Annotated in this window: 27 protein-coding genes and 1 pseudogene; 14 read left to right on the top strand and 14 right to left on the bottom strand. The window is 73.3% G+C overall.

Annotated elements, in window-relative coordinates:
• Positions 1-3: 3 nt before the first annotated feature.
• Entirely contained in the window at positions 4-1,398 is a 1,395-nt protein-coding gene (locus LXM90_RS02905) for a cytochrome P450 (protein WP_091927894.1), read from the bottom strand.
• A gap of 122 nt (positions 1,399-1,520) precedes the next feature.
• Between LXM90_RS02905 and fumC the strand changes: the two genes are divergently transcribed.
• From fumC to LXM90_RS02885, 4 genes are all read left to right on the top strand, one after another.
• On the top strand, positions 1,521-2,930 hold the full coding sequence (gene fumC, locus LXM90_RS02900; protein WP_020091298.1) for a class II fumarate hydratase: 1,410 nt from the start codon (positions 1,521-1,523) through the stop codon (positions 2,928-2,930).
• A gap of 62 nt (positions 2,931-2,992) precedes the next feature.
• Positions 2,993-3,190, top strand: coding sequence for a DUF4169 family protein (locus LXM90_RS02895; RefSeq protein ID WP_042672647.1), 198 nt, complete (start codon positions 2,993-2,995; stop codon positions 3,188-3,190).
• A 137-nt stretch (positions 3,191-3,327) separates the two neighbouring features.
• Positions 3,328-3,552: a ribbon-helix-helix domain-containing protein gene (locus LXM90_RS02890; RefSeq protein WP_020091300.1), complete on the top strand. Its 225-nt coding sequence runs from the start codon at positions 3,328-3,330 to the stop codon at positions 3,550-3,552.
• A gap of 82 nt (positions 3,553-3,634) precedes the next feature.
• Entirely contained in the window at positions 3,635-4,261 is a 627-nt protein-coding gene (locus LXM90_RS02885) for a ParB-like protein (RefSeq protein ID WP_020091301.1), read from the top strand.
• A 25-nt stretch (positions 4,262-4,286) separates the two neighbouring features.
• Here LXM90_RS02885 and LXM90_RS02880 read toward each other — a convergent pair whose 3' ends face one another.
• Complete coding sequence (locus LXM90_RS02880) at positions 4,287-4,703, bottom strand: PRC-barrel domain-containing protein (protein WP_020091302.1); 417 nt, start codon at positions 4,701-4,703, stop codon at positions 4,287-4,289.
• A gap of 120 nt (positions 4,704-4,823) precedes the next feature.
• On the opposite strand from LXM90_RS02880, the gene mepA reads away from it, so the two are divergent.
• Positions 4,824-5,744, top strand: coding sequence for a penicillin-insensitive murein endopeptidase (gene mepA / locus LXM90_RS02875; RefSeq protein WP_020091303.1), 921 nt, complete (start codon positions 4,824-4,826; stop codon positions 5,742-5,744).
• Between the two features lie 26 nt (positions 5,745-5,770).
• Here mepA and LXM90_RS02870 read toward each other — a convergent pair whose 3' ends face one another.
• Entirely contained in the window at positions 5,771-6,244 is a 474-nt protein-coding gene (locus LXM90_RS02870; protein WP_020091304.1) for a hypothetical protein, read from the bottom strand.
• A 67-nt stretch (positions 6,245-6,311) separates the two neighbouring features.
• Positions 6,312-6,425: pseudogene (locus LXM90_RS32080) on the bottom strand (TetR family transcriptional regulator); the annotation flags it as partial.
• A gap of 55 nt (positions 6,426-6,480) precedes the next feature.
• On the opposite strand from LXM90_RS32080, the gene LXM90_RS02865 reads away from it, so the two are divergent.
• From LXM90_RS02865 to LXM90_RS02855, 3 genes are all read left to right on the top strand, one after another.
• Positions 6,481-8,007: an FAD-dependent monooxygenase gene (locus LXM90_RS02865; RefSeq protein WP_205833893.1), complete on the top strand. Its 1,527-nt coding sequence runs from the start codon at positions 6,481-6,483 to the stop codon at positions 8,005-8,007.
• Between the two features lie 9 nt (positions 8,008-8,016).
• On the top strand, positions 8,017-8,181 hold the full coding sequence (locus LXM90_RS02860; protein ID WP_020091306.1) for a hypothetical protein: 165 nt from the start codon (positions 8,017-8,019) through the stop codon (positions 8,179-8,181).
• 333 nt (positions 8,182-8,514) lie between these two features.
• Positions 8,515-9,009, top strand: a complete 495-nt coding sequence (locus LXM90_RS02855; protein WP_020091307.1) for a PAS domain-containing protein — start codon at positions 8,515-8,517, stop codon at positions 9,007-9,009.
• Between the two features lie 29 nt (positions 9,010-9,038).
• Here LXM90_RS02855 and LXM90_RS02850 read toward each other — a convergent pair whose 3' ends face one another.
• Positions 9,039-9,359, bottom strand: coding sequence for a hypothetical protein (locus LXM90_RS02850; protein ID WP_020091308.1), 321 nt, complete (start codon positions 9,357-9,359; stop codon positions 9,039-9,041).
• 198 nt (positions 9,360-9,557) lie between these two features.
• Here LXM90_RS02850 and LXM90_RS02845 point away from each other — a divergent pair, with 198 nt between their 5' ends.
• Entirely contained in the window at positions 9,558-10,235 is a 678-nt protein-coding gene (locus LXM90_RS02845) for an HAD family hydrolase (RefSeq protein WP_042673332.1), read from the top strand.
• A 407-nt stretch (positions 10,236-10,642) separates the two neighbouring features.
• The gene (locus tag LXM90_RS02840; protein ID WP_042673333.1) at positions 10,643-10,924 is read left to right on the top strand and encodes a hypothetical protein; all 282 of its coding nucleotides are present in this window, start codon (positions 10,643-10,645) and stop codon (positions 10,922-10,924) included.
• Positions 10,925-10,932: 8 nt separating this feature from the next.
• On the opposite strand, the gene LXM90_RS02835 is transcribed toward LXM90_RS02840, so the two are convergent.
• The 3 genes from LXM90_RS02835 to argH form a co-directional block, all read right to left on the bottom strand.
• On the bottom strand, positions 10,933-11,661 hold the full coding sequence (locus LXM90_RS02835) for a hypothetical protein (RefSeq protein ID WP_056524404.1): 729 nt from the start codon (positions 11,659-11,661) through the stop codon (positions 10,933-10,935).
• A gap of 108 nt (positions 11,662-11,769) precedes the next feature.
• The gene (locus LXM90_RS02830) at positions 11,770-12,051 is read right to left on the bottom strand and encodes a hypothetical protein (protein ID WP_234081680.1); all 282 of its coding nucleotides are present in this window, start codon (positions 12,049-12,051) and stop codon (positions 11,770-11,772) included.
• 253 nt (positions 12,052-12,304) lie between these two features.
• A complete protein-coding gene (argH, locus tag LXM90_RS02825) occupies positions 12,305-13,684 on the bottom strand; it encodes an argininosuccinate lyase (RefSeq protein WP_091927872.1) in 1,380 nt (459 codons plus the stop codon).
• A 42-nt stretch (positions 13,685-13,726) separates the two neighbouring features.
• Here argH and tlpA point away from each other — a divergent pair, with 42 nt between their 5' ends.
• From tlpA to LXM90_RS02810, 3 genes are all read left to right on the top strand, one after another.
• Positions 13,727-14,368: a thiol:disulfide interchange protein TlpA gene (gene tlpA, locus LXM90_RS02820; protein ID WP_056524413.1), complete on the top strand. Its 642-nt coding sequence runs from the start codon at positions 13,727-13,729 to the stop codon at positions 14,366-14,368.
• Positions 14,369-14,422: 54 nt separating this feature from the next.
• Positions 14,423-15,625: a Na+/H+ antiporter NhaA gene (nhaA, locus tag LXM90_RS02815; RefSeq protein ID WP_234081677.1), complete on the top strand. Its 1,203-nt coding sequence runs from the start codon at positions 14,423-14,425 to the stop codon at positions 15,623-15,625.
• A 175-nt stretch (positions 15,626-15,800) separates the two neighbouring features.
• The gene (locus tag LXM90_RS02810; protein ID WP_234082918.1) at positions 15,801-17,558 is read left to right on the top strand and encodes a carbamoyltransferase; all 1,758 of its coding nucleotides are present in this window, start codon (positions 15,801-15,803) and stop codon (positions 17,556-17,558) included.
• Positions 17,559-17,612: 54 nt separating this feature from the next.
• Here the strand turns inward: LXM90_RS02810 and LXM90_RS02805 are convergent, their stop codons facing one another.
• The 4 genes from LXM90_RS02805 to LXM90_RS02790 form a co-directional block, all read right to left on the bottom strand.
• Positions 17,613-17,969 carry a hypothetical protein gene (locus LXM90_RS02805; RefSeq protein WP_020091317.1) on the bottom strand — a complete coding sequence of 119 codons (357 nt, stop codon included), beginning with the start codon at positions 17,967-17,969 and terminating at the stop codon, positions 17,613-17,615.
• A 257-nt stretch (positions 17,970-18,226) separates the two neighbouring features.
• Positions 18,227-18,904, bottom strand: a complete 678-nt coding sequence (locus LXM90_RS02800) for a haloacid dehalogenase type II (protein WP_020091318.1) — start codon at positions 18,902-18,904, stop codon at positions 18,227-18,229.
• A 71-nt stretch (positions 18,905-18,975) separates the two neighbouring features.
• Entirely contained in the window at positions 18,976-20,502 is a 1,527-nt protein-coding gene (murJ, locus tag LXM90_RS02795; RefSeq protein WP_020091319.1) for a murein biosynthesis integral membrane protein MurJ, read from the bottom strand.
• Positions 20,503-20,702: 200 nt separating this feature from the next.
• Positions 20,703-21,302 carry a superoxide dismutase gene (locus LXM90_RS02790; RefSeq protein WP_020091320.1) on the bottom strand — a complete coding sequence of 200 codons (600 nt, stop codon included), beginning with the start codon at positions 21,300-21,302 and terminating at the stop codon, positions 20,703-20,705.
• A 299-nt stretch (positions 21,303-21,601) separates the two neighbouring features.
• On the opposite strand from LXM90_RS02790, the gene LXM90_RS02785 reads away from it, so the two are divergent.
• A complete protein-coding gene (locus tag LXM90_RS02785; RefSeq protein WP_234081674.1) occupies positions 21,602-22,456 on the top strand; it encodes a hypothetical protein in 855 nt (284 codons plus the stop codon).
• A gap of 25 nt (positions 22,457-22,481) precedes the next feature.
• Here the strand turns inward: LXM90_RS02785 and LXM90_RS02780 are convergent, their stop codons facing one another.
• Complete coding sequence (locus LXM90_RS02780) at positions 22,482-24,197, bottom strand: sensor histidine kinase (protein ID WP_051123710.1); 1,716 nt, start codon at positions 24,195-24,197, stop codon at positions 22,482-22,484.
• Positions 24,198-24,369: 172 nt separating this feature from the next.
• Positions 24,370-25,107: a tRNA (guanine(46)-N(7))-methyltransferase TrmB gene (gene trmB, locus LXM90_RS02775; protein ID WP_020091323.1), complete on the bottom strand. Its 738-nt coding sequence runs from the start codon at positions 25,105-25,107 to the stop codon at positions 24,370-24,372.
• Positions 25,108-25,347: the final 240 nt, after the last annotated feature.

The raw sequence follows: 25,347 nt of genomic DNA, 5'->3' as shown, positions 1-25,347 counted from the left end.
CGCTCACGCTCGCCGCTCGGCCTCCATGCGCAAGCCGTGCTCCGGCCGGAGCGTCACCCGGTGGAGCGGCGTGACCGGCGGGTGATCCGCCGGCAGCCGGAAGCGCACCGCCCGGACCACGTGGGCCAGCACGATCACCGCCTCCTGGATCGAGAAGCTCTGGCCGATGCAGACCCGCGGCCCCGCCCCGAACGGCAGGTAGGCGAAGCGCGGGATCGCGTCCCGGTTCTCGGGCAGGAACCGCTCCGGCACGAAGGCCTCCGGGTCGTCCCAGAGCAGCTGGTGGCGGTGGAGCACCCAGGGCGCCACCATCACCAGCGAGCCCCGCGGCACCTTGATCCGGCCGAGCCGGTCGTCGCGGACCGCCTGCCGGCTGAGGAACGGGACCGGCGGGAACAGCCGCATCGCCTCCTCGATCACCGCCCGGGTGAAGGGCAGGCGCTCGACGGCGAAATCCCCCGGCCCGGCCGCGTCGACCTCGGCCTCGACCCGCGCCTGCGCGGCGGGATCCTGCGACAGGCAGTAGAGCGCCCAGGTCAGGGAGTTGGCCGTGGTCTCGTGGCCGGCGGCGATGAAGGTGACGATGTTGGCCTTCACGGCGAGGTCCGAGAGCCCGTTGCCGGTCTCGGGATCCTGCGCGGCGAGCAGCAGCGTCAGCAGGTCCCGCGGCGCCTCGCCCCCCGTCATCAGCGCCTTGCGCCGTGCGATCAGTTCGTCGACCACCTCGGCGAAGAAGCGCCCCGCGGGCCGCGCCCGCAACCGGCCGATCCGCGGCACGAAATCGGGCACGCCGAACACGTCGAGGGGGTCGATCGGCCCGACGGCCTCGAGGAAGCGCGTGATCGCGCGGCCCAGCGCGTCGGGATCGCTCGGCAAACCTTGCGTGAAGATCGTCCGCTCCAGCACGTCGAGGGTGACGCGGGTCATCTCCAGGGCGACGTCGACCCGCTTGCCGTCGCGGCGGACGAGGCGGCGGCCGAGCCGCGCCCCGGCGGCGTTCATCGCGTCGGAGAAGCCCTGGACCGTGCGGGCGTTGAAGATCGGCGCCAGCGTCCGGCGCTGGAGCCGCCACTCGTCGCCCTCGGCACTGAGCAGGCCGTTGCCGAGCCCCGGGGCCAGCACGCGGCGCTGGAGGTCGTCCTTGCGGTAGCCGTCGGGGTTCTCGATGAGCAGGTAGCGGATCAGCGCCGGGTCGCTCACCAGGGTGATCCGGCCCATCGCGCCCTCGGCCGCCACGACCGGCAGCTTGAAATGCGCGTCCATCCAGGTGGTGATCGGGTTCTTGCGCGCCGCCCGCAGGAACTCGAACAGGCCGAGCGGCTCCTTCAGCGGCGGCGGCACGACGGGGCGGAACCGGGTGCCGGCCATCGGTTCGGAGAGATCGATCGTGGCGCTCATCGGCTCCTTGTCCGGCGGGAACAGAGCCCCGCCCTTGTCGGCGCGCCGGGGAAAACCGGCATCGCGATTCACCCGCGCCTCATTTAAGTAGGCACCGCACTGCACCAGACGTAGAGGCCACGATGTCGCCCACCGAGACCGCCACCCGCACCGAGTCCGACACCTTCGGTCCGATCGAGGTCCCGGCGCATCGCTACTGGGGCGCGCAGACGCAGCGCTCGATCCAGAACTTCAAGATCGGCACCGACCGGATGCCGGCGCCGCTCGTCCACGCACTCGGCGTCGTGAAGCAGGCCGCCGCCCTGGTGAACAAGGATCTCGGCGCCCTCGACCCGAAGCTCGCCGACGCCATCGCGGCCTCGGCCGCCGAGGTCGTTGAGGGCCGCTACGACGACGAGTTCCCGCTCGTCATCTACCAGACCGGCTCGGGCACGCAGTCGAACATGAACGCCAACGAGGTGATCGCCAGCCTCGCCAACGAGCGCCTGGGCGGCCAGCGCGGCGGCAAGTCGCCGGTCCACCCGAACGACCATTGCAACCGCGGCCAGTCCTCCAACGACACCTTCCCGACGGCCATGCACATCGCGGTGGCCCGCGAGATCCAGGGTCGCCTGCTGCCGGCGCTCTCCCACCTGCACGCTGCCCTCGACGCCAAGGCCAAGGCCTTCGACGCGATCGTCAAGATCGGGCGCACCCACCTGCAGGACGCGACGCCGGTCTCCCTCGGCCAGGAATTCTCCGGCTACGTCGCGCAGGTCGCCCTCGGCGGCTCGCGGGTCGCCGCGACCCTGCCGGGGGTGCTGGCGCTCGCCCAGGGCGGCACGGCGGTCGGCACCGGCCTCAACGCCCATCCGGAATTCGCCGAGCGCTTCGCCGCCAAGGTCGCCGAGCTGACCGGCCTACCCTTCACGTCGGCCGAGAACAAGTTCGAGGCGCTCGCGACCCACGACGCCCTGGTATTCACGCAGGGCGCCCTCTCGGCGCTCGCCGCCGGCCTGTTCAAGATCGCCCAGGACATCCGCTTCCTCGGCTCGGGCCCGCGCTCCGGCCTCGGCGAGCTGTCGCTCCCCGAGAACGAGCCCGGCTCGTCGATCATGCCCGGCAAGGTCAACCCGACCCAGTGCGAGGCCCTGACGATGGTCTGCGCCCAGGTGATCGGCAACGGCACCACGGTGAGCTTCGCCGGCTCCCAGGGCAATTTCGAGCTCAACGTGTTCAAGCCGGTGATCGCCAACGCGGTGCTGCAGTCGATCCGCCTGCTCGCCGACGCGGCGGTGAGCTTCACCGACAACTGCGTCGTCGGCATCAAGGCCAACGAGGACAAGATCGCCGACCTGATGAGCCGGTCGCTCATGCTGGTCACCGCGCTCGCCCCCTCGATCGGCTACGACAAGGCCGCCGAGATCGCCAAGACCGCGCACAAGAACGGCACGACCCTCAAGGAGGAAGCCCTGCGCCTCGGCTACGTGACCGAGGCGGAGTTCGAGCGCGTGGTCCGGCCGGAGACCATGCTGGCCCCCAGCGCCGATTAGTTTCTTGGGTATTTGGCCGGCGCGGGTGTCCTGCGCCGGCCGCCATTGCCGGGAGGCGATCCATGGCCGAGATCATCAACCTGCGTCAGGTCCGCAAGGCGAAGGCCCGCGCCGAGGCCGACACGAAGGCCGAGGCCAACCGGATCGCCTTCGGGCAGCCGAAGAAGGCCAGGACCCTCCAGCAGCGCCGCAAGGCCCTGGAGACCGAGCGGCACGAGGGCCACCGCCTGGAGCGGGGCGAGCCCGATCCGGCGGACTGAGAGCAGATCCGGATGCAGCAGCCCCACCGTCCTCGCGAGCGGAGCGAAGCGATCCAGTCGCGCCACGCCGACCAGGGTCGCGCTGCCCTGGATCGCTTCGCTCCGCTCGCGAGGACGGGACGCGCAGCCGCCTCGCCATGAGCCCGGGCATCACCAAGCGCTCCGTGATGATCGCCGGCCACCGGACCAGCGTGTCCCTGGAGGACCCGTTCTGGGCGGCCCTGCGGGCGATCGCGGAGGCGCGGGGCCAGTCGGTCCAGGCCCTCATCGGGCACATCGACGCCGGCCGCGACGGCCAGAACCTGTCCTCGGCGATCCGCGTGTTCGTGCTGGAGGCCGTCCGCGCGATGCCGGAAACGTGAGCGCCGCGCGCCCTGGCCGCTCTCCCGATCCTGAATAGGTGTCTGACGATCGCGTGACAAATCCACGCACGAAGGAGACCCCATGGCCAGTAGAGAGCCGCTGCTCAAGACCATCCCGATCGCGGAGCTGCGCCCGACGCAGATGACCGTGGGCTACCGGGAAGTGGCGGAGAAGCGGCGGCGCTGGCGGGAGTACGACGGCGAGAAGAAGAAGGAATTCCTCGGCGCCCACATGATCCCGACGCTGCTCGGGCCGAAGAAGCGCCACTACATCATCGATCACCACCACCTGTCCCGCGCCCTGCACGAGGAGGGCGTCGAGAACGTGCTCGTCACCGTGGTGGCCGACCTGCACTACCTCGACAAAGACGCGTTCTGGACGGTCTGCGACCACAAATCCTGGACCCACCCCTACGACGCCGACGGCGTGCGCCAGCACTTCGACGACATCCCGAAATCCGTCGACGCCCTGGTGGACGACCCCTATCGCAGCCTCGCCGGCGAGTTGCGCCGGGCCGGCGGCTTCGCGAAGGACACGACGCCGTTCAGCGAGTTTCTCTGGGCCGACTTCCTGCGGCGGAACATCAAGGAGAAGCGGATCGAGAACGACTTCTCCTCGGCCCTGGAGCGGGCGATGTCGCTGGCCAAGTCCAAGGACGCCGACTACCTGCCCGGCTGGTGCGGGCCGGTGACCCGCCACGTCCGCTGAGACCCGCAGACGGTCCCGGCGCCGCCTAGATGCCCCAGTAGGGCGCCGCGTCGTAGTAGCGGTGGATCTGCTCCTCCCAGGCGCCGTCAGCGGCCGGATCGGTGCCCTCGGGGGTGCGGGCCGGGGCGGCGCGCAGCTGCGCCTCGGTGATGTCGACCACGTAGGCGTCCTGCTGCGGCTCGAACCGCAGCACCGACCAGGGCAGCGTGTAGAAGTCCTCGCCGAGGCCCAGGAACCCGCCGAAGCTCATCACCGCGTAGGCGACCCGACCCGAGACCTTGTCGAGCATCAGCCGCTCGATCCGTCCGACCCGTGTCCCGTCGGGCCGGCGGACATCCGTCCCGATGACCCGATCGCTGGCGATCAGGCGGCGGGGCTCCCGGCCGGCCGGGTTCGCCGTGCCGGGCTGACCGGTGTCCGTTCCCGTTCCCGTGGCCGTCATCGCCGCCTCCCGACCGTTTCCGCGCGACGCGCGCCGTCTGCCCGAAAAACGCCCCGCCCCTGGGCCACGTTCCGGCGGGCGCCCGCGCCCGCCCTCTCCAGCCGGACGAACAGCCCCCGCATGCCGATGCCGCGTTTCGCCCAGAGCCTCGCGCTCGCCGCCCTGCTCCTGCCCGCCGCCGCGCAGGCCCAGGATCGCGGCAGCGTCAATCCGAAGCCGCTGCCGCCCCTGGAGCATCCGGACGCGCCCTCGACGCCCGCCAAGGCGCTGTTCGGGCGGGTCACCAAGGCGTCCTCCGGTCCGGCCCACATCTACGGCTTCTACGCCAAGGGCTGCTTCGCCGGCGGCGAGGCGCTGCCGCTCGACGGGCCGAACTGGCAGGTCATGCGCCCGTCCCGCAACCGGATGTGGGGCACGCCCTACCTCGTCGACTTCATCGAGCGGCTGTCGCAGAAGGCCGCCCGGGTCGGCTGGCCCGGCCTCCTCGTGGGCGACATGGCCCAGCCCCGCGGCGGCCCGATGATCACCGGCCACGCCTCGCACCAGATCGGCATCGACGCCGACGTCTGGCTGACGCCGATGCCCGACCACCGCATGAGCCGGGCGGAGCGCGAGGAGACCTCGGCCACCGACATGGTCCGCCGCGACCGCCTCGACATCGATCCCCAGGTCTGGACGCCCACGCACCTGCAGCTGATCAAGATCACCGCCGAGCAGCCGGAGGTGGAGCGCATCTTCGTCAACGCGGCGATCAAGAAGGCCCTCTGCCGCGACGCCGCGGGCAGCCGCTGGATGTCCAAGGTCCGCCCGATGTACGGGCACAATTACCACTACCATATCCGGCTTTCCTGCCCGGCCGGCCAGGAGGATTGCCAGCCCCAGGGCGCGCCGCCGCCGGGCGACGGCTGCGACGACCTCAGCTACTGGTTCTCGGACGCGGTGCTCCACCCGAAGCCCCCGAAGACGCCGCCGAAGGCCAAGCCCGCCATGACCATGGCGGCGCTGCCCGCCGCCTGCCGGGCGGTGCTGAAGGCGCCGTAGGCCGGGCCCCCGGGGATGGTCGCCGCTCAGGGCGCGGCCGCCTCCGCGTAGGGCGTGCCGGCCAGCGCCGCCGCGAGGCCGGCCGTCCCCCGGTCGATGACCGCCAGGAAGGCGGCATTCGCCGCCTCCGTCCGCCGCGTCGCCCGGAAGGTCCGGTGCGCCCGGAGGAAGGCCACGCTCCAGGTCGCCAGCAACAGGCCGGCCGCCAGGTCGGCGTCGGGATCCTCCGGCCCGCGCCCGATGGATTCGGCGAGCGCGACCCGCACCACGCCCGCGAGTTCGTCCCGGATCGCCCGGGCCCGGGCCTTGAGCGTCTCGCTCCCGGCCGCCGTCGCGACGAAGGCGCCGCTGCGCGCCGAGAATTCCACGACCGGGTTCCGGCCCGTCACCAGCCGGTGCGCCAGCTGGCGGAGCGTCTCGACCGGCGCGACCCGGGGATCGCGCTGCCGCAGGGTCTCGCGCAGGAGTGCGCGCCCCTCCTCGTCGCGGTCGTAGAACATGTCCTCCTTGCGGGGGGAAATGGTTGAACACGGTCATCCGGCCGACATCGGCAGCCGCCGCGATCTCATCCACCGTCACGGCGTCGAAGCCGCGCTCCAGGAACAGCCGCGTGGCGGCGTCGGAGATGGCCTGCCGGGTGGCGAGGCGCTTGCGGGACCGGCGGTCGGGAGGCGTTGACATGCGCCGCCTCATACCACATCCATTCATGGACTGAGTATAGAAATCGATTAAGTCCATGGATGAGCCTGTCGACGTCGTCGTGGTTGGAGCCGGTCCGGTCGGGCTCCTCACAGCCATCGAGCTGACCCTCGGGGGCGCGCGCGTCCGGGTGCTGGAGCGCCTCACCGAGCCGAGCACCACCATCAAGGCGCTGGGGCTCGGCCCCCTGGGCGTCGAGGCGCTGCAGCGGCGGGGGATGGGCGCGGCGATCGAGGCCGCCGAGGCGCGGAGCCTCGCGGCGATGGACCGCCTGCCGGGTCAGGTCGGCGGCGGCCCGCGCGGGGCGCAGTTCAGCGGCCATTTCGGCTTCCTGTTCATCCGCCGCGGCCCGCAGGCGGAGCCGGACCGGCGCATGCGCGCGGTCGATCAGCAGAGCCTCGAAGCCATGCTGCTCGACCGCGCCGCGGCGCTCGGGATCGACCTGCGCCGCGGTTGCACGCTCACGGGCTTCACGGAGGCGGCCGACAGGGTCGAGGTGGCCTGGACCGCGCCGACGGGCGACGCGCGCGTCCGCTGCGCCTATCTCGTCGGCTGCGACGGCGGCCGCAGCGCGGTCCGCAAGATGGCCGGCTTCGCCTTCCCCGGCACGCCGCCGACGCTCACCATGTACCAGGCGATCGCCGATCTCGACGATCCCGCCGGCGCGCTGCCGGTCGGCTGGCACCGCGGGCCGGGGGGCGTCTACGGCCACGGGCCGTTCCCGCGCCGCCTGTTCATGCTGGATTTCAGCGGCCCGCCGGCCGACCGGCAGGCGCCCGTCACGCGCGACGAGATCGAGACCGCGCTGCGCCGGGTCAGCGGCACGGACGTCCGCGTCGCCCGGGTCGCGGTCGCGAACCGGTGGGCCGACAACACGCGCCTCGTCGACACCTACCGCCGGGGCCGCGTGCTGCTCGCCGGCGACGCGGCGCATGTCCACGCGCCCTTCGACGGCCAGGGCCTGAGCCTCGGCCTGGGCGACGCCGCCAATCTCGGCTGGAAGCTCGCCGCCGTGCTGCGCGGGGAGATGCCCGAGACCCTGCTCGATACCTACACGGCCGAGCGGCGCCCGGTGGCCGAGGCCGTCACGGCCAACACCCGCGCCCAGGCGGCGATCCTGCGGCCCGATCCGCAATCGGGCGCGCTGCGCGACCTGATGGCGCGGCTCCTGGAGAGCGACGAGGTCAGCCGGATCCTCGGCGGCCTGATGCGCGGCCTGAGCGCCCGGTACGATCTCGGCTCGCCCGAGGACGCGGTCGGCCGGATGGCCGGCGACGGGCCGCTCGGCGCCGGTGGCGCGACGCTCTACGGCGCGATGCAGGACGGCCGGGGCCTCCTCGTCGACGGCAGCGCCGACGGCGCGGCCTCCCGGATGGTCGCCGCGGCGACGGGCCGGGTGAGCTGCGTGGCGGTCCCGGACGGGCCCTCGACGCTGGTCCGCCCCGACGGCTGCGTCGCCTGGACGGGCGCGGCAACGGCCCTCGACGGCCTGCGGGAGGCGGTGGGCCGCTGGTTCGGCCCGTCACCGGCCGGGCCGCTCGGCGCGCCGGCTCCGATGTGCTAACCGCCCCGGATGCCCCGCTGGCTCTTCATCCTCCTCGTGACCGCCCTCGCCCTCTCGGTCCTCGGCAGCGTCCTGATCGTGCTGCGCAGCCCGAACAGCACGCCGCCCCTGCGGGGCGCCGCCGGCGCCCCGGTGCCGGGCCCGCAGACGCGGCCCGACAGCCGGAGCCCGTGAGGCTCGGGCGCCGCCGCCGGTTCCCGCCGGGCCGCAACAGCCGGCCGAGTTCTTGGCCCGGTTCTTGGCCCGGTTCTTGGCCAGCTTCTTGGCCAGCTTCTTGGCCGGGGCCTGCTGGTGGCATGCCCCCGCGAAGCGGTGCGCCAGCGGCCCGCCTCCCGGTCTTGGGCGCCGCCCGACACGGGAAGGCGGGGACCGCCGGACGACGTTCGGCGCCCGCCCTCCGCGAACCGCGCCGCGAGAGACTGGACCGCGCGGGCAAATTCCGGCTTGGTGCCCCGACGACGCGGGTCGGACGGCCGCCCTGCGCGGCGCTGTGAGGGGCTGATCCGGATGGAGACGGGCGGGACCGCCACGAGCCACGTGCCGGACGACCTCAAGGCGGAGGCGCACCGGGGCGATCCCTTCGCGGCCGCCGTGCGGGCGACCCGGATGCCGATGATCATCACCGATCCGGCCCAGCACGATAACCCGATCGTCTTCGTGAACGACGCCTTCCTGAAACTCACCGGCTACACCCGGATGGAGGTGGTCGGCCGCAATTGCCGCTTCCTGCAGGGGCCCGACACCGAGGCGGCGGCCGTCGACCGCCTCCGCGCGGCCGTCCGGCGGGAGGAGGATATCCGGGTCGACCTCCTTAACTACCGCAGGGACGGCTCGACCTTCCAGAACGCCCTCTACGTCGGCCCGGTGCGGGACGAGGCGGGACGGGTGGTCTACTTCTTCGCCTCGCAGCTCGACGTCAGCGAGCACTACGCGCTGACCGCCGAGATCGAGCGGCTGAAGGCCGCCCTGGCCGAGGCCGAGGCCAAGCTCGCGGCCCGCTAGGCCGCCCGGAGGATCAGGGCTTCGTCGGATCAGGGCTTCGTCAGGAACCCGATCGGCTCGCGGCCCGGCTGGCCGAGCCAGAGCAGGACCGCGCCGAGGCCGAGGCCGATCAGGGAGGCCGGCGCCAGGGTGAGCGGCAGGCCCAGGATGTGCCAGAGCCAGGGCGCCGCCCCCTCCACGCTGCCCTGCAGGGCGCTGGCCTTGTCCTTGAACAGGGTGGCGATCACGTCGGAGAGCGGCGTCACCCGCAGCCCGTTGTTGGCGATGGAGCGGGCGCCGTCGTAGACCAGCGCGACGAAGCCGCCGGCCATCAGCAGGAAGCCCAGGACGCGGGCCAGGAAGCGGAACATCGCGGGGCCTTCTGAGCCTTGCCTTACGGGCCGTGGGTGCCGGATCGGCGCGCCCGCCCCGGGAGTATGGGGCCGCGCCGCAAGGTGCAAGCACCCGGTCAGCGCCCGGGGCGAGCGTCGATCCGCGCGGTTGCGGGGCCCTCGGGCCCGTGCCACAGGGTCGCCCGGCGGCGGCGGGCCGTGCGGGAACGGTCGACCTTGGACGCGCGCGCGACGAATCTCGGCCTCGTGATCTTCGATTGCGACGGCGTCCTGGTGGACAGCGAGCCCCTGAGCCTCGCCTGCCTGACGGCCGGGCTCAACCGGATCGGCGTGGACATCGACTTCGCCACCGTGCGGGCGCGCTTCACCGGCACCGCGATGCCCTCGATCATGGCGCATATCGCGAGCGACTACGGCGTCACCGCCCCGGCCGGCTTCGTCGAGGCGGTGAAGGCCGAGACCCTGGCGCTGTTCGACGCGGAGCTGCGGGCGATGCGCGGCGTCGCCGAGGCGGTCGCCGCCGTGGGCCTGCCGGTCTGCGTCGCGTCGAGCAGCGACCCGGTGCGGCTGCGCCACTCCCTGACGCTGACCGGGCTGCTCCCCCTGTTCGGCGACCGCGTCTTCTCCTCGGCGCAGGTGGCGCGGGGCAAGCCCTTCCCCGACCTGTTCCTGTTCGCCGCCGAGCGGATGGGCGTCGCTCCGGCGGCCTGCCTCGTGATCGAGGACAGCGTTCCCGGGGTCACGGCGGCCCGGAGCGCCGGCATGCGGGTCGCGGGCTTCACGGGCGGCGGCCACTGGGGTCACGACCCGGCGGGCGCCGGGCTCGCGGAGGCCGGCGCGGCCCGGATCTTCTCGGACTTCTCCGACCTCGCCGCGGTGATCGCCGCGGCCTGAACGATCCGCCTCCCGGACGCGCGCCCGGGACCGGCTTCCTGCCAAGCCGGCCCTCGAAATCGGAAGTCCGTTCCGTTGACGGTGCGCCGTGCCGCGCCCATCTTCAGGAGTGCCGGCCCGGCCGCGCACCTCGGGTGCGCGACAGGGCCGGCCGCGGTCCTTTGAGAAGCGTAGCTTGCGCCGCGTGATCAAACGCTAAAGCACTGCGCCGGCCCCGCGCCGCGCGGTCCTTCAGTCTGGAGGACGTCCGATGGTCACTCGCACATCGTCCCTTCGATACCCGCTCCCGATCGCCCCCTGCTGCCCCGCCGCCCGCCGGCGCTGTCGACGCTGAGCCCCGTCGATCCTCCGCAGCAGCCAACGCGATCCGGCACGGCGACCGGCCGGCCCAGGGAGTTCCCGATCCGATGCACAGCCTCGCAGAGTACAAACCCGAAGACCGTCCCGACCTCGCGGACCCGGCCCTCGGCCCGAGCGAACCCGCCCGGGTGATCGAGATCGGTGAGGTCACCGCCGGGATCGCCGTCCCCGAGGGGCGCGGCGTCCGGTTCTTCTCGTCCGCGCGCGATTTCGACGGGCTCGACGGCGCCGTGTTCCGCACGGCCGAGCAGGCCGCGCGCGCGGCCCGCGCGCGCATGAGCGCCCGGTCCCCCGACCGGTCGCACCGGCCCGCGCTGAGGCGGGCCTGACCCGTCCGCTACTTGCTGCACTCGTCCCGGGTGCGCTTCATGGCCTCCGCGAATCCGCCGAGCGCGTACTCGTCGCTCGTCGGGTTCCCGCGCATCGACGTGGCCTTGATGATGATCTTCGGGTTGCGGGCGCTCATCTCGGAGACGACCCGCGCCTCCTCGGCGGGGTTCTGCAGCCAGGCATTGCCGTCCTTGACCACGAGGCCGTAGCGGCTGGCGCCGAGGTTGAGGCTCGGGTCGGTCGGCGCGGCCGCGGAGCCGGGCTTGACCTGGGAGGCCGCGGGCTTCGACGGGAAGCCCAGCATCACCGCCACCTCGTTCTGGATGTTCTCGCCCTTGCGCACGCTCACGAACAGGTAGGCGGTGTCGCGCTTCAGGGTCTTGGGCGAGCGCGTCTGCGGCTGCGCGATCGCGTAGCAGAGCTTGTTGCGGCCGTCGCCGTTCACGAACACGTTCCAGTCGCCGAAAATCGCCACCGGGGTGGCCTGCTGCATCCCCGGCGGGGTCGCGGTCTTCTTCTCGGCGCGCTTGCTCCGCTCGCGGCCGTGCCGCCGCCCGCGCCGCGACGGGGCCGCGTCGCCACCGCCGGCGTCCGGGGCCGCCGCCGCGTCCTGGGCGTGGGCCGCCGTCGCGACCAGGCAGGTCCCGCCGAGCACACCTCCGACGAGGCCGGTAACCAGCCCGGAGGCGAGCAGGGCGAGAGCTCCGACCGGGAGCGAGCGGGGGACGCGGACCATCTTCACTTCCTGACGACGGGCGGCTCCGTCAGGAGCCGGACCGGGGTTCGGGATTAGTGAAGCTTGCGTAAAACGTCGGCAAGATGGCGAGGCGGGATCCGTCGACAATCAGACGGCGCGGGCTTCCGTCGCCCGGGCCGCGATGACGCCGGCCGGGACCGGCAGCGCCTCGACCGCCGGGCCGGCGGGCACCGCGATGGCGTTCGGCCGGGCCGGCGCGGCGCGCTGGCGGGGCGGATCGTTGTAGGGGGTGTTGTAGCCCTTGCGGACGGCGGCCCAGTAGGACTCGCGCGTCAGGCCCGAACCGGTCAGGGCGGCGTCGATCATCGCCGTGGCGTGCGCCGCGAAATCCGGCACCTCCTCCGTGTTCAGCCAACTCTCGACAGGCATCCTGCGAACTCCGATCCAGACGGCGAAGCTTGTAGCTGAGCGGACTTAGCCAGATGGTGAACGCGCGGGTGGGCCGAGGGTTGCAATGCACAATTTTGAACGGTCCTGTGGATGAGCGGGGGCCCGTTCCCTGATCCGAGGCGACCGGGGGCCCACCCCGCGGTCGGAGCGTCGGGCCGCGGGCCCCCGGCAACCCTCAGGGGCTAGCGGCGCGAAGCGTCAGCCGGCGCCGGTCGCCGTCGGCCGCGACGGCTCAGCCCAGCCGCTCGATCCAGGCCTGCGCCTGGCGCCGGACGTTGTCGGGTGCGGTGCCGCCGTAGCTGGTGCGGCTCGCCACCGAGTTCTCGACGCCCAGCACCGCGTAGACCGCCTCGGTGATCCGCGGCTCCGCCTCCTGCATCTCGGGCAGCGACAGCTCTTCGAGCCCGACGCCCTTGGCGGAGGCCGCGCCGACGAGGCGGCCGGTGACGTGGTGTGCCTGACGGAACGGCAGCCCGAGCTCGCGCACCAGCCAGTCGGCGAGGTCGGTGGCGGTGGCGTAGCCGGAGCCGGCGGCGCGGCCGAGCACTTCGGCGTTGGGCTCCAGGTCCTTCACCATGCCGGTCATGGCGGCGAGGCACAGGGACAGGGCCTGGAGGGCGTCGAACGTGCCCTCCTTGTCCTCCTGCATGTCCTTCGAGTAGGCGAGCGGCAGGCCCTTCATGACGATGAGCAGGCCGGTCAGCGCGCCGATGATCCGGCCGCTCTTCGCGCGCACCAGCTCGGCGGCGTCGGGGTTGCGCTTCTGCGGCATGATCGACGAGCCGGTGGTGAACCCGTCCGACAGCCGCACGAAGTTGAACTGGGCCGAGGTCCAGACCACCAGCTCCTCGGCGAAGCGCGACAGGTGCACGGCGCAGATCGAGGCCGCCGCCAGGGCCTCCAGGGCGAAGTCGCGGTCGGCGACCGAGTCGAGGGAGTTGGCGGTCGGCCGGTCGAAGCCGAGGGCCGCCGCCGTGGCGTGCCGGTCGATCGGGAAGGAGGTGCCGGCGAGCGCCGCGGCGCCGAGCGGGCACTCGTTGAGCCGCGCCCGGGCGTCGCGGAACCGGCCCCGGTCGCGGGCCAGCATCTCGACGTAGGCGAGGCAGTGGTGGCCGAAGGTCACCGGCTGGGCCGACTGGAGATGGGTGAAGCCCGGCATCACGGTGCCGGCGTGCTTCAGCGCCGCCTGGCTGAGGGCGCGCTGCAGGTCGGCGGCCTGCTGGTCGAGGGAATCGAGGGTGTCGCGCACCCAGAGCTTCATGTCGGTGGCGACCTGGTCGTTGCGCGAGCGCGCCGTGTGCAGGCGGCCGGCGGCCGGGCCGACGATCTCGGTGAGCCGGCTCTCCACGGACATGTGGATGTCCTCGAGCTCGCGCTTGAACGCGAAGGTGCCGCCCTCGATCTCGTCGCGCACGGACTTGAGCCCGGCCTCGATCGCGGCCACATCCTCCGCCGGCAGGATGCCGGCTTGGCCCAGCATCGCCACATGCGCCAGCGAGCCGCGGATATCCTGGGGCGCGAGGCGCTTGTCGAATCCGATGGAGGCGTTGATCTCCTCCATGATCTCCGCCGGGCCGCTCGCGAAGCGGCCGCCCCACATCCGGTTGCTCATGTCGATCCTTCCGCGCCCTGACCGTCCCGAGGCCCGAGCCTGATGCCCGGCCGCACGCCCATCCTGGCCGGCGCGGGCGTCGCCGCGCTCGCCGTCCTCGGCCTCGCCCTATACGGGAGCGGTCTCCTGCCCGGCAACACGGGCGGCGCCCTTCAGCCCTGCGCCGCCGCCAAGCCGGCGCTCGCCCGGGTCGATGCGGCCGCGAAGGGCGAGGTCGCCGCCATGCAGGCCCCGCCGCAGGCCCGGCCCGCGCCGGACATCCGGTTCAAGGGGCCGGACGGCGCCGAGACCGGCCTCGCCGACCTCAGGGGCCGGCTGCTCCTCGTGAATCTCTGGGCGACGTGGTGCGCGCCCTGCAAGGCCGAGATGCCGGCCCTCGACCGGCTCCAGGCGCAGCTCGGCGGCCCCGATTTCCAGGTCGTCGCGATCAACGTCGACACGCGCAACCTCGAGAAGCCGTCGGAATGGCTGAAGCAGGCGGGCATCCACGACCTCGCCTTCTACGCCGATCCCGGCGGCCGCGTGCTGCCGATCCTCCAGCGCGACACGCAGTCGCCCGGCCTGCCGACCACGATGCTGGTCGACGCGCAGGGCTGCACGATCGGGGTGATGAAGGGGCCGGCCGCGTGGTCGAGCCCGGACGGGCTGGCGCTGATCCGCGCGGCCCTGGGGCGGACGTCGTAACGGTCGCGGCCGCGCGGTTGCGCGCGTCTCCGATGCGCGGCAAGGCGTGTCGCGATGACCTCGCCCGCACCTGACCGCGCCCCTCCGAGGCGGAGGCCCCGCCCCCTCTCGATCATCCGCACGCTGCTCGCCGGCGAGGCGGCGGGCGGGCTGATCCTGATGGCGGCGGCGGCCCTGGCGCTGGTCGTCGCCAACGGGCCGCTCGCGGACACCTACGCGCACGCCCTCCACGCCGAACTCGGCCCGATGAGCGTGCAGCACTGGATCAACGACGGCCTGATGGCCGGGTTCTTCCTGCTGGTCGGCCTGGAGATCAAGCGCGAGGCCCTCGACGGGCGGCTGCGGACCTGGCCCGACCGGGTCCTGCCGGGCATCGCCGCGCTCGGCGGCATGGCGGTCCCGGCCGCATTCTACGCGCTCACCAATCTCGGGGCCGGCACCCTGCGGGGCTGGGCGATCCCGGCCGCCACCGACATCGCCTTCGCGCTGGGCGTCCTCGCGCTCCTCGGGTCGCGGGTGCCGGTCTCCCTCAAGATCTTCCTCAGCGCGGTCGCCATCGTCGACGACCTCGGCGCCGTGGTGGTGATCGCGCTGTTCTACAGCTCCGGCCTCGACCTCACCATGCTGGCGCTCGCCGCCGCGGTGCTGGCCGCCCTCTACGGCCTCAACCGGGCGGGGATCGGGTGGCTCCCGGCCTACGGGCTCCTCGGCCTCGTGCTGTGGGTCCTCGTGCTGCGCTCCGGGATCCACGCGACGATCGCGGGGGTGCTGCTCGCGCTCACGATCCCGATCCGGGTCAGCCCGGGCCGGCCGGAGGACGCGCACTCGCCCCTGCACCGGCTGGAGCACGCCCTCGCCCCCTGGATCACCTACGGGGTGGTCCCGGTCTTCGGCTTCGCCAATGCCGGCGTGGACCTCTCCGGCCTCACCCCCGAGGCCCTGCTCCAGCCGGTGACGCTCGGCATCGCGGCGGGCCTGTTCCTCGGCAAGCAGGCCGGCGTGTTCGCGAGCCTGCGGCTGGCCGTGGCGCTGGGATGGGCCAAGCGCCCGGCCGGGGCCGGCTGGGGGCAGGTCTACGGGGTCGCGGTCCTGTGCGGCATCGGCTTCACCATGAGCCTGTTCATCGGCGGCCTCGCCTTCCCGGACCCGCAGCACGAGACCGCCGTGAAGCTCGGCGTGCTCGCGGGCTCGGCCCTGTCGGGACTCGCCGGCGCGGCGATCCTCCTCGTCGCGAAGCGCCGCGTCGCCCCGCACTAGCGGGCGGCGCGCTTCGTCATTGCGAGCGCAGCGAAGCAACCCAGTGCAGCGGAACATCGGGAAGCGTGGCGCCGTCTAGATTGCTTCGCTCCGCTCGCAATGACGGCGGCGCAAGGACGGCACCTCGCACGTGCCGGGCTCCGTCCGGCGCGAAAATGCGCTACCCCCCGTGGGCATGCGCTTCTATCTCGGCCTCGCCACCACCTTCCACGACCCGGCCCTCGCCCTGGTCGGGCCCGACGGCACCCTGCTCTTCGCCGAGGCGGCGGAGCGCGCCCTGCAGTACAAGCGCGCGCCGAACTGCGAGCCGGACGCCCCGTCGCAGATGGCCGCACTGCTGAAGGCGCACGTCCCGCCGGGCTCGGAACTCGTCGTCGCCTCGACCTGGGGCCCGCAATTCACCGACTTCCTGCGCGGCCAGGCCGGTGCCGGGGCCTTCGACCTGATGGCGCTCGCCGCCCACACCACGGCGCTCAACCGCTCCTTCGTGCCCGAGCAGGCCGAGCGGGTGTTCATCGCCGACCTCCACGGCGCCCAGGAGCGGGCCGGCCACGGCACCCTGCTGGCCCTGAACCAGGAGGCGCGGATCAGCGGCGCGGCGCCCCGGGCGACGATCGCCGGGCAGCGGCGCTACCCGCACCACCTGTGCCACGCCGCCTACGGCCTCTGGGGCAGCCCCTTCGAGACGGCCACTGCCCTGGTGGTCGACGGCATGGGCGAGACCGGTGCGGCGGCGATCTACCGCCTGGAGGGCGGCCGGATCACGGAGTTGCGCCGCCACCGCGGGCGCGGCTCGCTGGGCTTCCTGTACGGGCTGATCACCGACCTCGCCGGCTTCGATCAGGTGAAGGGCGAGGAGTGGAAGATCATGGGGCTCGCCCCCTACGGCCGGCCCGACCCGGACCTCGCCGCGCTGCTCGGCCGGCTCTGCACGGTCGAGGGCCACCGCCTGCGCTACGCCGACGCGGAGACGATCCGGGCGGTCGCCGCGGAGATCCGCGCCCGCCGCCCCGCCGATGCCCTGAAGAACGGCTGGCCCGACCTCGCCCGCTGCGGCCAGGACCTGTTCGCGACTTTGATGGACGCGCTGGTGGCCGAGGCCCACGCGCTGGCGCCGTCAGAGAACCTCGTGATCGCGGGCGGCTGCGGGCTGAACTCCTCCTACAACGGCCGGGTGCTCGGCCGGTCCGGCTTCACCCGGCTGCACGTGCCCTCGGCCCCGGCCGACGACGGCAACGCGGTCGGCGCCGCGTGGCTCGCCTACGCGGAGGACAATCCGGGCTGGGCCGGTCCGCCGCCCGCCGCCCGGCCGCTCACGCCCTATCTCGGCTCGCGGGTCTCCACGGCGCCGATGGAGCGGCTCGCCGAGCAGGAGCCCCGGGCCCGGCGCGTCGGCCACGCGGAGGCGACCCGCGCGGCGGCGCGGATCCTGGCCGAGGGCGGCCTCGTCGGCTGGGTGCAGGGCCGGGCGGAGTTCGGGCCCCGGGCGCTCGGCAACCGGTCGATCCTGGCCGATCCGCGGCCGGAAGGCGCCAAGGACGCGCTCAACGCCAAGGTGAAGTACCGGGAGGCGTTCCGGCCGTTCGCGCCGTCGATCCTGGCGGAGGCCGGGCCGGACTGGTTCGAGGATTACGCCGACAGCCCCTACATGGATCGTACCCTGGTCTGGCGCGAGGCGGTCCGCGCCCGGGTGCCGGCGGTGGTGCACGAAGACGGCACCGGCCGGCTCCAGAGCGTCACGGCGGCGCGCAACCCGGCCTACGCGGCCCTGATCGGCGCCTTCGCGGCGATCACCGGCGTGCCGATCCTGCTCAACACGAGCTTCAACGTGATGGGCAAGCCGATCCTCCACGGCGCGGAGGACGCGATCCTGATGTTCTATACCACCGGCCTCGACGCCCTCGTGGTCGAGGACTGGCTGGTCGTGAAATGAGACGCGCCGCGCCCCCGGGGGACGCGGCGCCGGTCCGATAACCGCGGACGCGATTTACTCGCAGACCTCGACGCGGCGGTAGGTGAACTCGCCGTCGCCGAGCCACTCCTTGCGGCGCTCGTAGTGGCAGATCGGGCCGCGGCGCTCGCGCACCACGATGGTCTCGGGCTCCTCGACCACGACCCGGCGCGGGCGGTACTCCGGCGGCGGCGGGGGCGGCTGGTTCGCGCCGTTGACGAGGGCGCTGCCGACCATGCCGCCGACGACGCCGGCCGCGAGGCCGCCGACGATGGCGCCGGTCTGGTCGCGGGCGGTGGCCGGGGCGACCGCCCCGAGCACCAGGGTGACCGCGAGGGCTGCGGCCCCAGCGCGGATCGTCGTGAAGGAACCGTTCAAGGACACGCGAAACATCTCCCGTTCGTGTTGAGGATGATCCAACACCGGGAGGATTAAGAATCCGCGAAGTGGGCCAATTCGATCGTGTACCAGATAAGCCGCGGCGGAGGCCCGTGGCGGCGCGATATCCGCTTCGTCCTTGCGAGCGCAGCGAAGCAACCCAGGGCAGCGCGCTTTGCCCGGATGCAGCCGTGTCCCTGGATTGCTTCGCTGCGCTCGCAAGGACGGAATGGGCATTTCCCGCGCCGGACGCGGCTGCCGCAGATCCCCCTTCAGAGCAGCCCGTCGAGAGATCCCACCACCGTCGTGGGCGCCAGATCCGCGTACTCGTCGGGCAGGCCCCTGCGGTTGACCCAGGCGGTCCGGAACCCGAAGGCCCCCGCCCCCGCCACGTCCCAGCGGTTCGACGAGCAGAACAGCACGTCGCCCTGCCCCACCGCCAGCCGGGTCAGGGCGATCCGGTAGGCGTCGGGATGGGTCTTGAACACCTGCGCGTCGTCCACCGAGAGGACCGCGTCGAGGTGGTCGGCCAGCCCCGCCGAGGCGACCGCCCGGTCGACCATGGCGGCGTTGCCGTTGGTGAGGACGGCGGTGCGGATTCCGCGCTTGCGCAGGGCCGCCAGCACGCCCGGGACCTCCGGGTAGGCCTCGAGGTCCCGGTAGGCGTCGAGGAGCCGCTCGCGCAGGCCGGGATCGACGTTCGGGTGGACCGCCAGGGCGTAGTCGAGGGCCCGCACGGTGAGGTCCCAGAAGGCGGCGTACTGGCCCATCAGCGACAGGGTCCAGCTGTACTCGAGCTGCTTGTTGCGCCAGACCTCGGAGAGGTGGGCGGCGTCCGGCCCCACCGCCTCGGCGTAGCGCTGGACCGCGGCGTTCACGTCGAACAGCGTGCCGTAGGCGTCGAACACCGCGGCCTTCACGCCCGCGAGGGGATTCGGTGCGTCGGTCATGGCGGTCCTCACTGGGTGCTCTCGCCCGATCTGGGGCCGGACCCGCGCGGCGGCGAGCCCGGCCGGGTCACTCAGGCCCGGCGCAGGCGCAGGCCGAACAGGTGCAGCAGGCCCGCCAGCAGGCCGCCGTAGACCAGGGCCCCGACGAGCCCCAGCACCGCCAGGACGACGAGGTCACGCCCGTGCGGCAGGGCCGGCACCAGCGCCTGGACGAGCCCCTGGCCGTAGACGGCGACCGCCGCCAGCCCGAGGCAGGCCAGCGCCACCCCCGCGACGGTGAGGCCGAGCGTGCGCCCCGGCGCCGTCCAGTCCCGGCGCTTGGCCAGGACGAGCAGCAGCAGCAGGTTCACCCACTGGGCGACCGCGGTGGCGAGCGCGAGGCCGGTGACGCCGTAGGGGCCGGTGAGCCACAGCTTCAGGGCGACGTTGACGCCGATCGCGGTCAGGGAGGCCCAGAGCGGCGTCCTGGTGTCCTGGCGGGCGTAGAAGCTCGCCACGGCGCTGCGCACCAGCACGACGGCCGGCAGGGCGAGGCCGTAGGCCGCCAGCACCGAGGCCGCCCGCGCCGCGTCCTCGGCGCTGAAGGCGCCGCGCTGGAACAGCGCCGCCATGATCAGGCCCGGGATGGTCAGGAACGCCACGGTGAACGGCGCCGAGAGGGCCAGGGAGAAGCCCGCGGCCCGGTTCTGTGCCGCGTGGGCGCCGGCGACGTCGCCGGCCGCGATCCGGCGGCTCATCTCGGGCAGCAGCACGGTGCCGGCCGCGATGGCGATGACGCCGAAGGGCAGCTGGTAGAGCCGGTCGGCGTAGTAGAGCGCCGAGACCGCCCCGGTGGGCAGCCAGCTCGCGATGATCGTGTCGGCGAAGGCCGCGATCTGGAAGCCGGCCGAGCCGATCACCGCGGGCCCGAGCACGACGAAGAAGCGCTTGAGCGCGGGATCGAGGCGCGGCACCGCGAGGTCCGGCATCACGCGGACGCGGCGGCAGCCCCACCACAGCAGCCCGAACTGGAGCACGCCCGAGACCGCGACGCCCCAGGCGGCGGCGTAGGCCGCGTTCGGGAACAGGAAGCTCAACCCCAGGGCCGCCAGCATGGCGAGGTTGAGCAGGACCGGGGCGCCCGCCGCCACGGCGAAGTGCCGGTGGGCGTTCAGGATGCCCGACAGCAGCGTCACCAGCGTCATGAACAGCAGGTACGGGAAGGTGATGCGGGTCAGCGCCACGGCGAGCTGGAAGCGCTCGCCGTCCTCCGCGAAGCCCGGCGCCAGGGCGTGGACCACCCAGGGCATGGCCGGCAGGGCGAGATTGAGCAGCACGAGCTGCACGATCAGCATCAGGGTGAAGACGCGGTCGGCGAAGCGGTGCGCCGCCCCGGGCTCGCCGGCCTCCGCGAGCCCGGCATAGGCCGGCACGAAGGCGGTGTTGAACGCGCCCTCGCCGAAGATCGCGCGGAAATGGTTCGGGAGCCGGAAGGCGACCACGAAGGCGTCCGCCAGCGGCCCGGCGCCCATCACGGCGGCCATGACCACGTCGCGGGCGAAGCCGGTGACGCGGGAGACCAGGGTCCAGCCGCCGACCGACAGGATCGAGCGGATCATGGGTTGGGGCGCTCGCCCACCACCTCCCCCCGCAACGGGGGCGGGCGGGAGCACGGTCGAAGCGTCGCGCGTGTCGATCGAGAGGAAATGGCCGGCCCCATCTGCACCGGGTCAGCCGGCGTCGCGCGCATCAAGAGCCGGTTTCGTGCGCCACCTCAAGGGTGCCGCGGACACAGGATCCGCGGCACCGGCGATACGCCTCAGCGGGTCGCCTCGGCGTACATCTTCTCCACGTGCTCCCAGTTCACGAGGTTCTCGATGAACGCCTTCAGGTAGTCGGGACGGCGGTTGCGGTAGTCGATGTAGTAGGAGTGCTCCCACACGTCGACGCCGAGGATCGGCTTGGCGCCGTGGACCAGCGGGTTCTCGCCGTTCGGGGTCTTCATGATCGCGAGCTTGCCGTCCTTGACGGCGAGCCACGCCCAGCCCGAGCCGAACTGGCCGACGCCCGCCTGGATGAAGTCCGCCTTGAACTTCTCGGCGCCGCCGAGATCCTCGTCGATCTTCTTGGCCAGCGCGCCCGGGATCGCGCCGCCGCCGTTCGGCTTCATCCACTGCCAGAAGTGGATGTGGTTGTAGTGCTGGCCGGCGTTGTTGAAGAGCGGCTGATTCGTGTTGTAGGCGGCCTTGACGATCTCCTCGACGCTCTTGCCCTGGAGATCCGTGCCCTCAAGCAGCTTGTTGCCCGTGTCGACGTAGGCCTTGTGGTGCTTGTCGTGGTGGAACTCGAGGGTCTCCTTCGACATGTACGGCCCCAGCGCGTCGTAGGCGTAGGGCAGTTCCGGCAGGGTGAAGGTCATCGCGTCTATCTCCGCTTAGCAGGGGGCGGCCTCGTCCCCGGCGGGGGCTCCCGAGTCGAGAGCCCGCTAGGTAAGTCGGTGGCCGCGGGACGGCAACGCCGTTCCGCCACGGCGGCGCGGGAAGTTCCGCAGATCGCCGGCACGCGGCGGCTCGGCCGACCCGGAGATAGCCGGCGCAGATCCGGACTATTCCGGTTTCCCCGGCATCTCGGTCCCGAGTTTTGCAATATGACGGCTAGGCCTTACTGTGCGGCACGCCTTGAGCGCCGGCCGTCAGCCGGCCCGTGTCAGAGAGTACCATGATCGCTGCGCTGTTCGCGCTCGCCGCCGCCATGATCATCGGGGGCTGCGCCGCCGTGATCCAGGGCTTCCCGTACGTGCGTCTGGAGAGCGGGCTCGCGATGGTGATCGCGGGATCGGTCGCGGCCTCGTCGGGCGCGGTGCTGCTCGGCCTCGGCGTCGTGGCGCTCGGGTTCCGGCGGGTGGAGCGCGCGCTCGGGCGCGCCCCGGCGGCCGGCGCGCGGCCGGCCCCCGCCGCGGCGCCGGCACTGGGATCGGCACCGGCCCCCGTCGACGAGGGCCGGACCCGGCTGCCGCCGGTCCTGCCGGCGGCGCCCGCCTTCATCGTGCCGTCGGTGGTCGAGCCGTCCTTCGATCCCGAGCGGCCCCGGATCGAGCCGAGCCTGGAGCTCCGGGCCGACGAGGCCCGCGCCCCCTTCTCGGAACCCGGCGCGGTCGAAGCGCCGAAGCCGGTTCCGGCCGAGCCGGCGCACGCGGTCCCGCCCGTCCGCGTCCCGGAGGCGGACCGCCGCCCCGAGCCGGACGCGCCGACCGAGCGCGCGATCGCGCCCGAGGACGACCTGTTCGCCGCCCCCGAGCCGCCGCTGCGGGAAGAGCCCGAGAAGGCAGCCGCGGACGAGGCGCCGGCCCTGCGCCCGAGCCTCGACACGCCCCCCGAGCCCGAGCCGGCCCCGCCGGCCGCCCCACGCACCGTCGTGGGGCGCTACGCCTCCGGCGGCAACACCTACGTGATGTTCGAGGACGGCTCGATCGAGGCGGAGACGCCGCAGGGCCGCTTCACCTTCGCGTCCCTCGACGAGCTGAAAGCCTTCGTTGACGGCGGCGGCGAGTCCGGAACCCGCGGCGCGGCGTGAACCCGCCCCGGGGACGGCCGCGGCGTCACACCAGCGGGTTGAGGCTGTCGTTGCGCGGCGGGATCGGGGCCCGCATGGTCAGGGAGAAGCCCCCGGGGGCGTAGTCGGTGGTCACCTCGGCCTGGACCTGGGTGATCAGGACCCGCTGCAGCAGGCGCGAGCCGAAGCCCTGGCGGCTCGGCGGCGCGACCGGCGGCCCGCCGGTCTCGCGCCAGGAGAACCGCAGGATCCCGGCCGGGCCGCCGGGCTCCAGGGACCATTCCACCGCCACCCGGCCGGTGCGGTTCGACAGGGCCCCGTACTTCGCCGCGTTGGTGGTGAGCTCGTGGATCGCCATGCCGATCGGCACCGCGATCTCGGAGGGCAGGTCGATCGCCGGCCCGTCGAGGCTGATGCGCCCCTCGGCGGCGCCGTCCGGCGCCACCTCCGCGTAGGGCTTCAGCTCGTTGCGCAGGAGATTGGCGATCGACGCCGTCTGCCACGTGTCCTCGGTGAGCACCGAGTGCGTGTGCGCCAGGGATTTGATCCGCCCGACGAAGGCCTCGTAGAAGCTCTCGATGCTGGACGCCGTCCGCGCGGTGGAGCCCACGATGGCCTGGACGGTCGCCAGCGTGTTCTTGACCCGGTGGTGCAGCTCGCGGATCAGCAGGCTCTGGCGCTCCTCCGCGACCCGGCGGTCGGTCACGTCCGCGACGACGCCGATCAGGCGGCGCGGCAGGCGGCCGGGGGCGTCGCGCTCGAACCGGCCGGCCATGTCGATCGTGCGCCACACGCCGTCGGACTTGCGCCGGATCCGGCCGCTGATGTGCAGGTCCCCGTCCTCCCGCAGCGCCTGGGAGATCGCCCGCCGGACCGCGGGGCGGTCGTCCGGGTGGAGGATGTCGTTGAGAAACTCGGTCTTGCCGATCGTCCCGTCCTCGGGCGCGTGCCCGAAGATCTCGTACATGTGCTCGTTCTCCCAGATCGCCTGGTCCTCGAGCATGTGCCACTCGAAGATGCCGAGCCGGGCGACCGTGGTGGCGACCCGCAGGCGCTGGTCGCGGGACAGGATCTCGTCCCGGGCCTCGACCCGCGTGGTGATGTCCTGGAGGACGCCGACCATGCCGATCGGCGCGCCGTCGGGGCCCGGCACGGCCTGCCCCCGCACCCGCAGGATCACGGTCCGCCCGGCCACCGTCGTGGCCGTGTCGAACTGGTAGGGCTCGTCGGTCCCGTCGGCCTCGGCGATCAGTGCGCTCAGGCGCGCGAGCTCCGCCGGCGACAGGCCGGTCTTCAGCTCCTCCCACGAGACGGAACGGCCCGGCGGGCGCCCGAGGATGCGGGCGGCGCGGCGCGACAGGGTGAGGAGGCCGGTCGCGCGGTCCCAGCGCCATTCCCCGAGCCCGGCGGCCGCGAGGGCCTCGCGGTTCGCCTCGGAATGGGCCGCCGCGTCCACGTCGACCGTCTCGACCGCCAGGGTCCGGCCCGCGCGCCGGACCCGCACGTCGAGGGGCGTGCCATCCGCCCGGCGCCAGACCTGGAGACCGTCCCGGAGCCCCTCCGGCCCCTCGCCCAGGAGTTCGGCGGCCGCGCGCCCGGGCAGGGTGCCGGGCGGCCAGCCGGCGAGATCGTGCAGGGCCCGGTTGGCGGCGACGATCCCCGCCTCGTCCGCCGACAGCACGGCGAGGCCGATCGCGGCCTCGTCGAAGCCGGCGCGCAACGGGTCCTCCGCCGCCGGGTCCTGACCCACCCTCTCATTCACTCGGAAGAATCCTCGAACGCGCCGTGGCGCGCTCCCGCCGGAGATGAGCCCCCTCCCGCCACGATCACGGACCGCGGCGGGCCCTGAGGATGGCGCCCGAGCGTGACTGTGGCAAGGCGTTCCGCTCCGCCTGCGGCGACCGGGCACCCGCGCGACCCGACCGCGGGGGCTCTCAGCGGGGGCGGCGGGCGAATTCCAGATAGGTGGGCCGGCGGCCCGCTGCCAGCGCCTTGGCCTCGTAGCGCGTGCCGGGCCAGCCCGGGAACGGCCGCGTCCAGTCCCGGGCGTCCCGCGCCGTCCAGGCGAGGACCGGGCACCGCGCGGCCCGGACGAGCGTCCAGCCGGCATAGTCGTCGATGTCGCTGGCGAAGCGGAACAGGCCGCCGTCCTTCAGGACCCGGCCGATCTCGGCGAGCGACGCGTCGGAGACGAACCGGCGCTTGCGCTGCCGCCGCTTGGGCCAGGGATCGGGATAGAGCAGGTAGACCCGGTCGAGGCAGGCATCCGGCAGGCGCGCCAGCAGGGCGGTCACGTCCTCGTCGCGGATGCGGACGTTGCGCAGCGCACGCGCCTCGATCGCCGCCAGCAGCTTGACCACGCCGTTGACGAAGGGCTCGGCGCCGATGATGCCGACGGCCGGATGCGCGGCCGCCTGGGCGGCGAGGTGCTCGCCGCCGCCGAAGCCGATCTCCAGCCACAGCGCCTCCGGCGGCGCCGGCATGGCGGGGAACAGCGCGCGCGGATCGAGGATCGCGTCGCCCGGCGGCAGGTCGACCCGCAGGCTCGGCAGCAGCTCGGCGAGCCGGCGCTCCTGCTGCCCGCGCAGGCGCTTGCCCTTGCGGCGCCCGAAGAAGGCGCGCTCCGGCTCCTCGACCGGGTGGTCGGAGCGTCCAGGGGCGTCGGTGTCCACCGGCTCAGTCTACCTCGGAGATGGGACGCGTCCCGGGTCACGACCGGAGACGGGGCGCGTCGGTGGGATGCCGTCCGGGACAGCACGCCCGGCACGCCGCGACGCGGCACGATCGGGTGGCGCGGCACCCGCGCGGACGCCGCGGCGCCGAACGCACCGCGCCGCCAGCGCCCGATCGGGAACACGGGCCGCGGGGCCGCGGAGCATCCGGGACCGGGCGGCGCTCAAAGCACCGCCCGC

This window comes from Methylobacterium oryzae, from assembly GCF_021398735.1.
In the GTDB taxonomy this organism is placed as follows: domain Bacteria; phylum Pseudomonadota; class Alphaproteobacteria; order Rhizobiales; family Beijerinckiaceae; genus Methylobacterium.
Note: the sequence above shows the minus strand (reverse complement) of the source record. Positions and strands in the feature narration are given on the sequence as shown.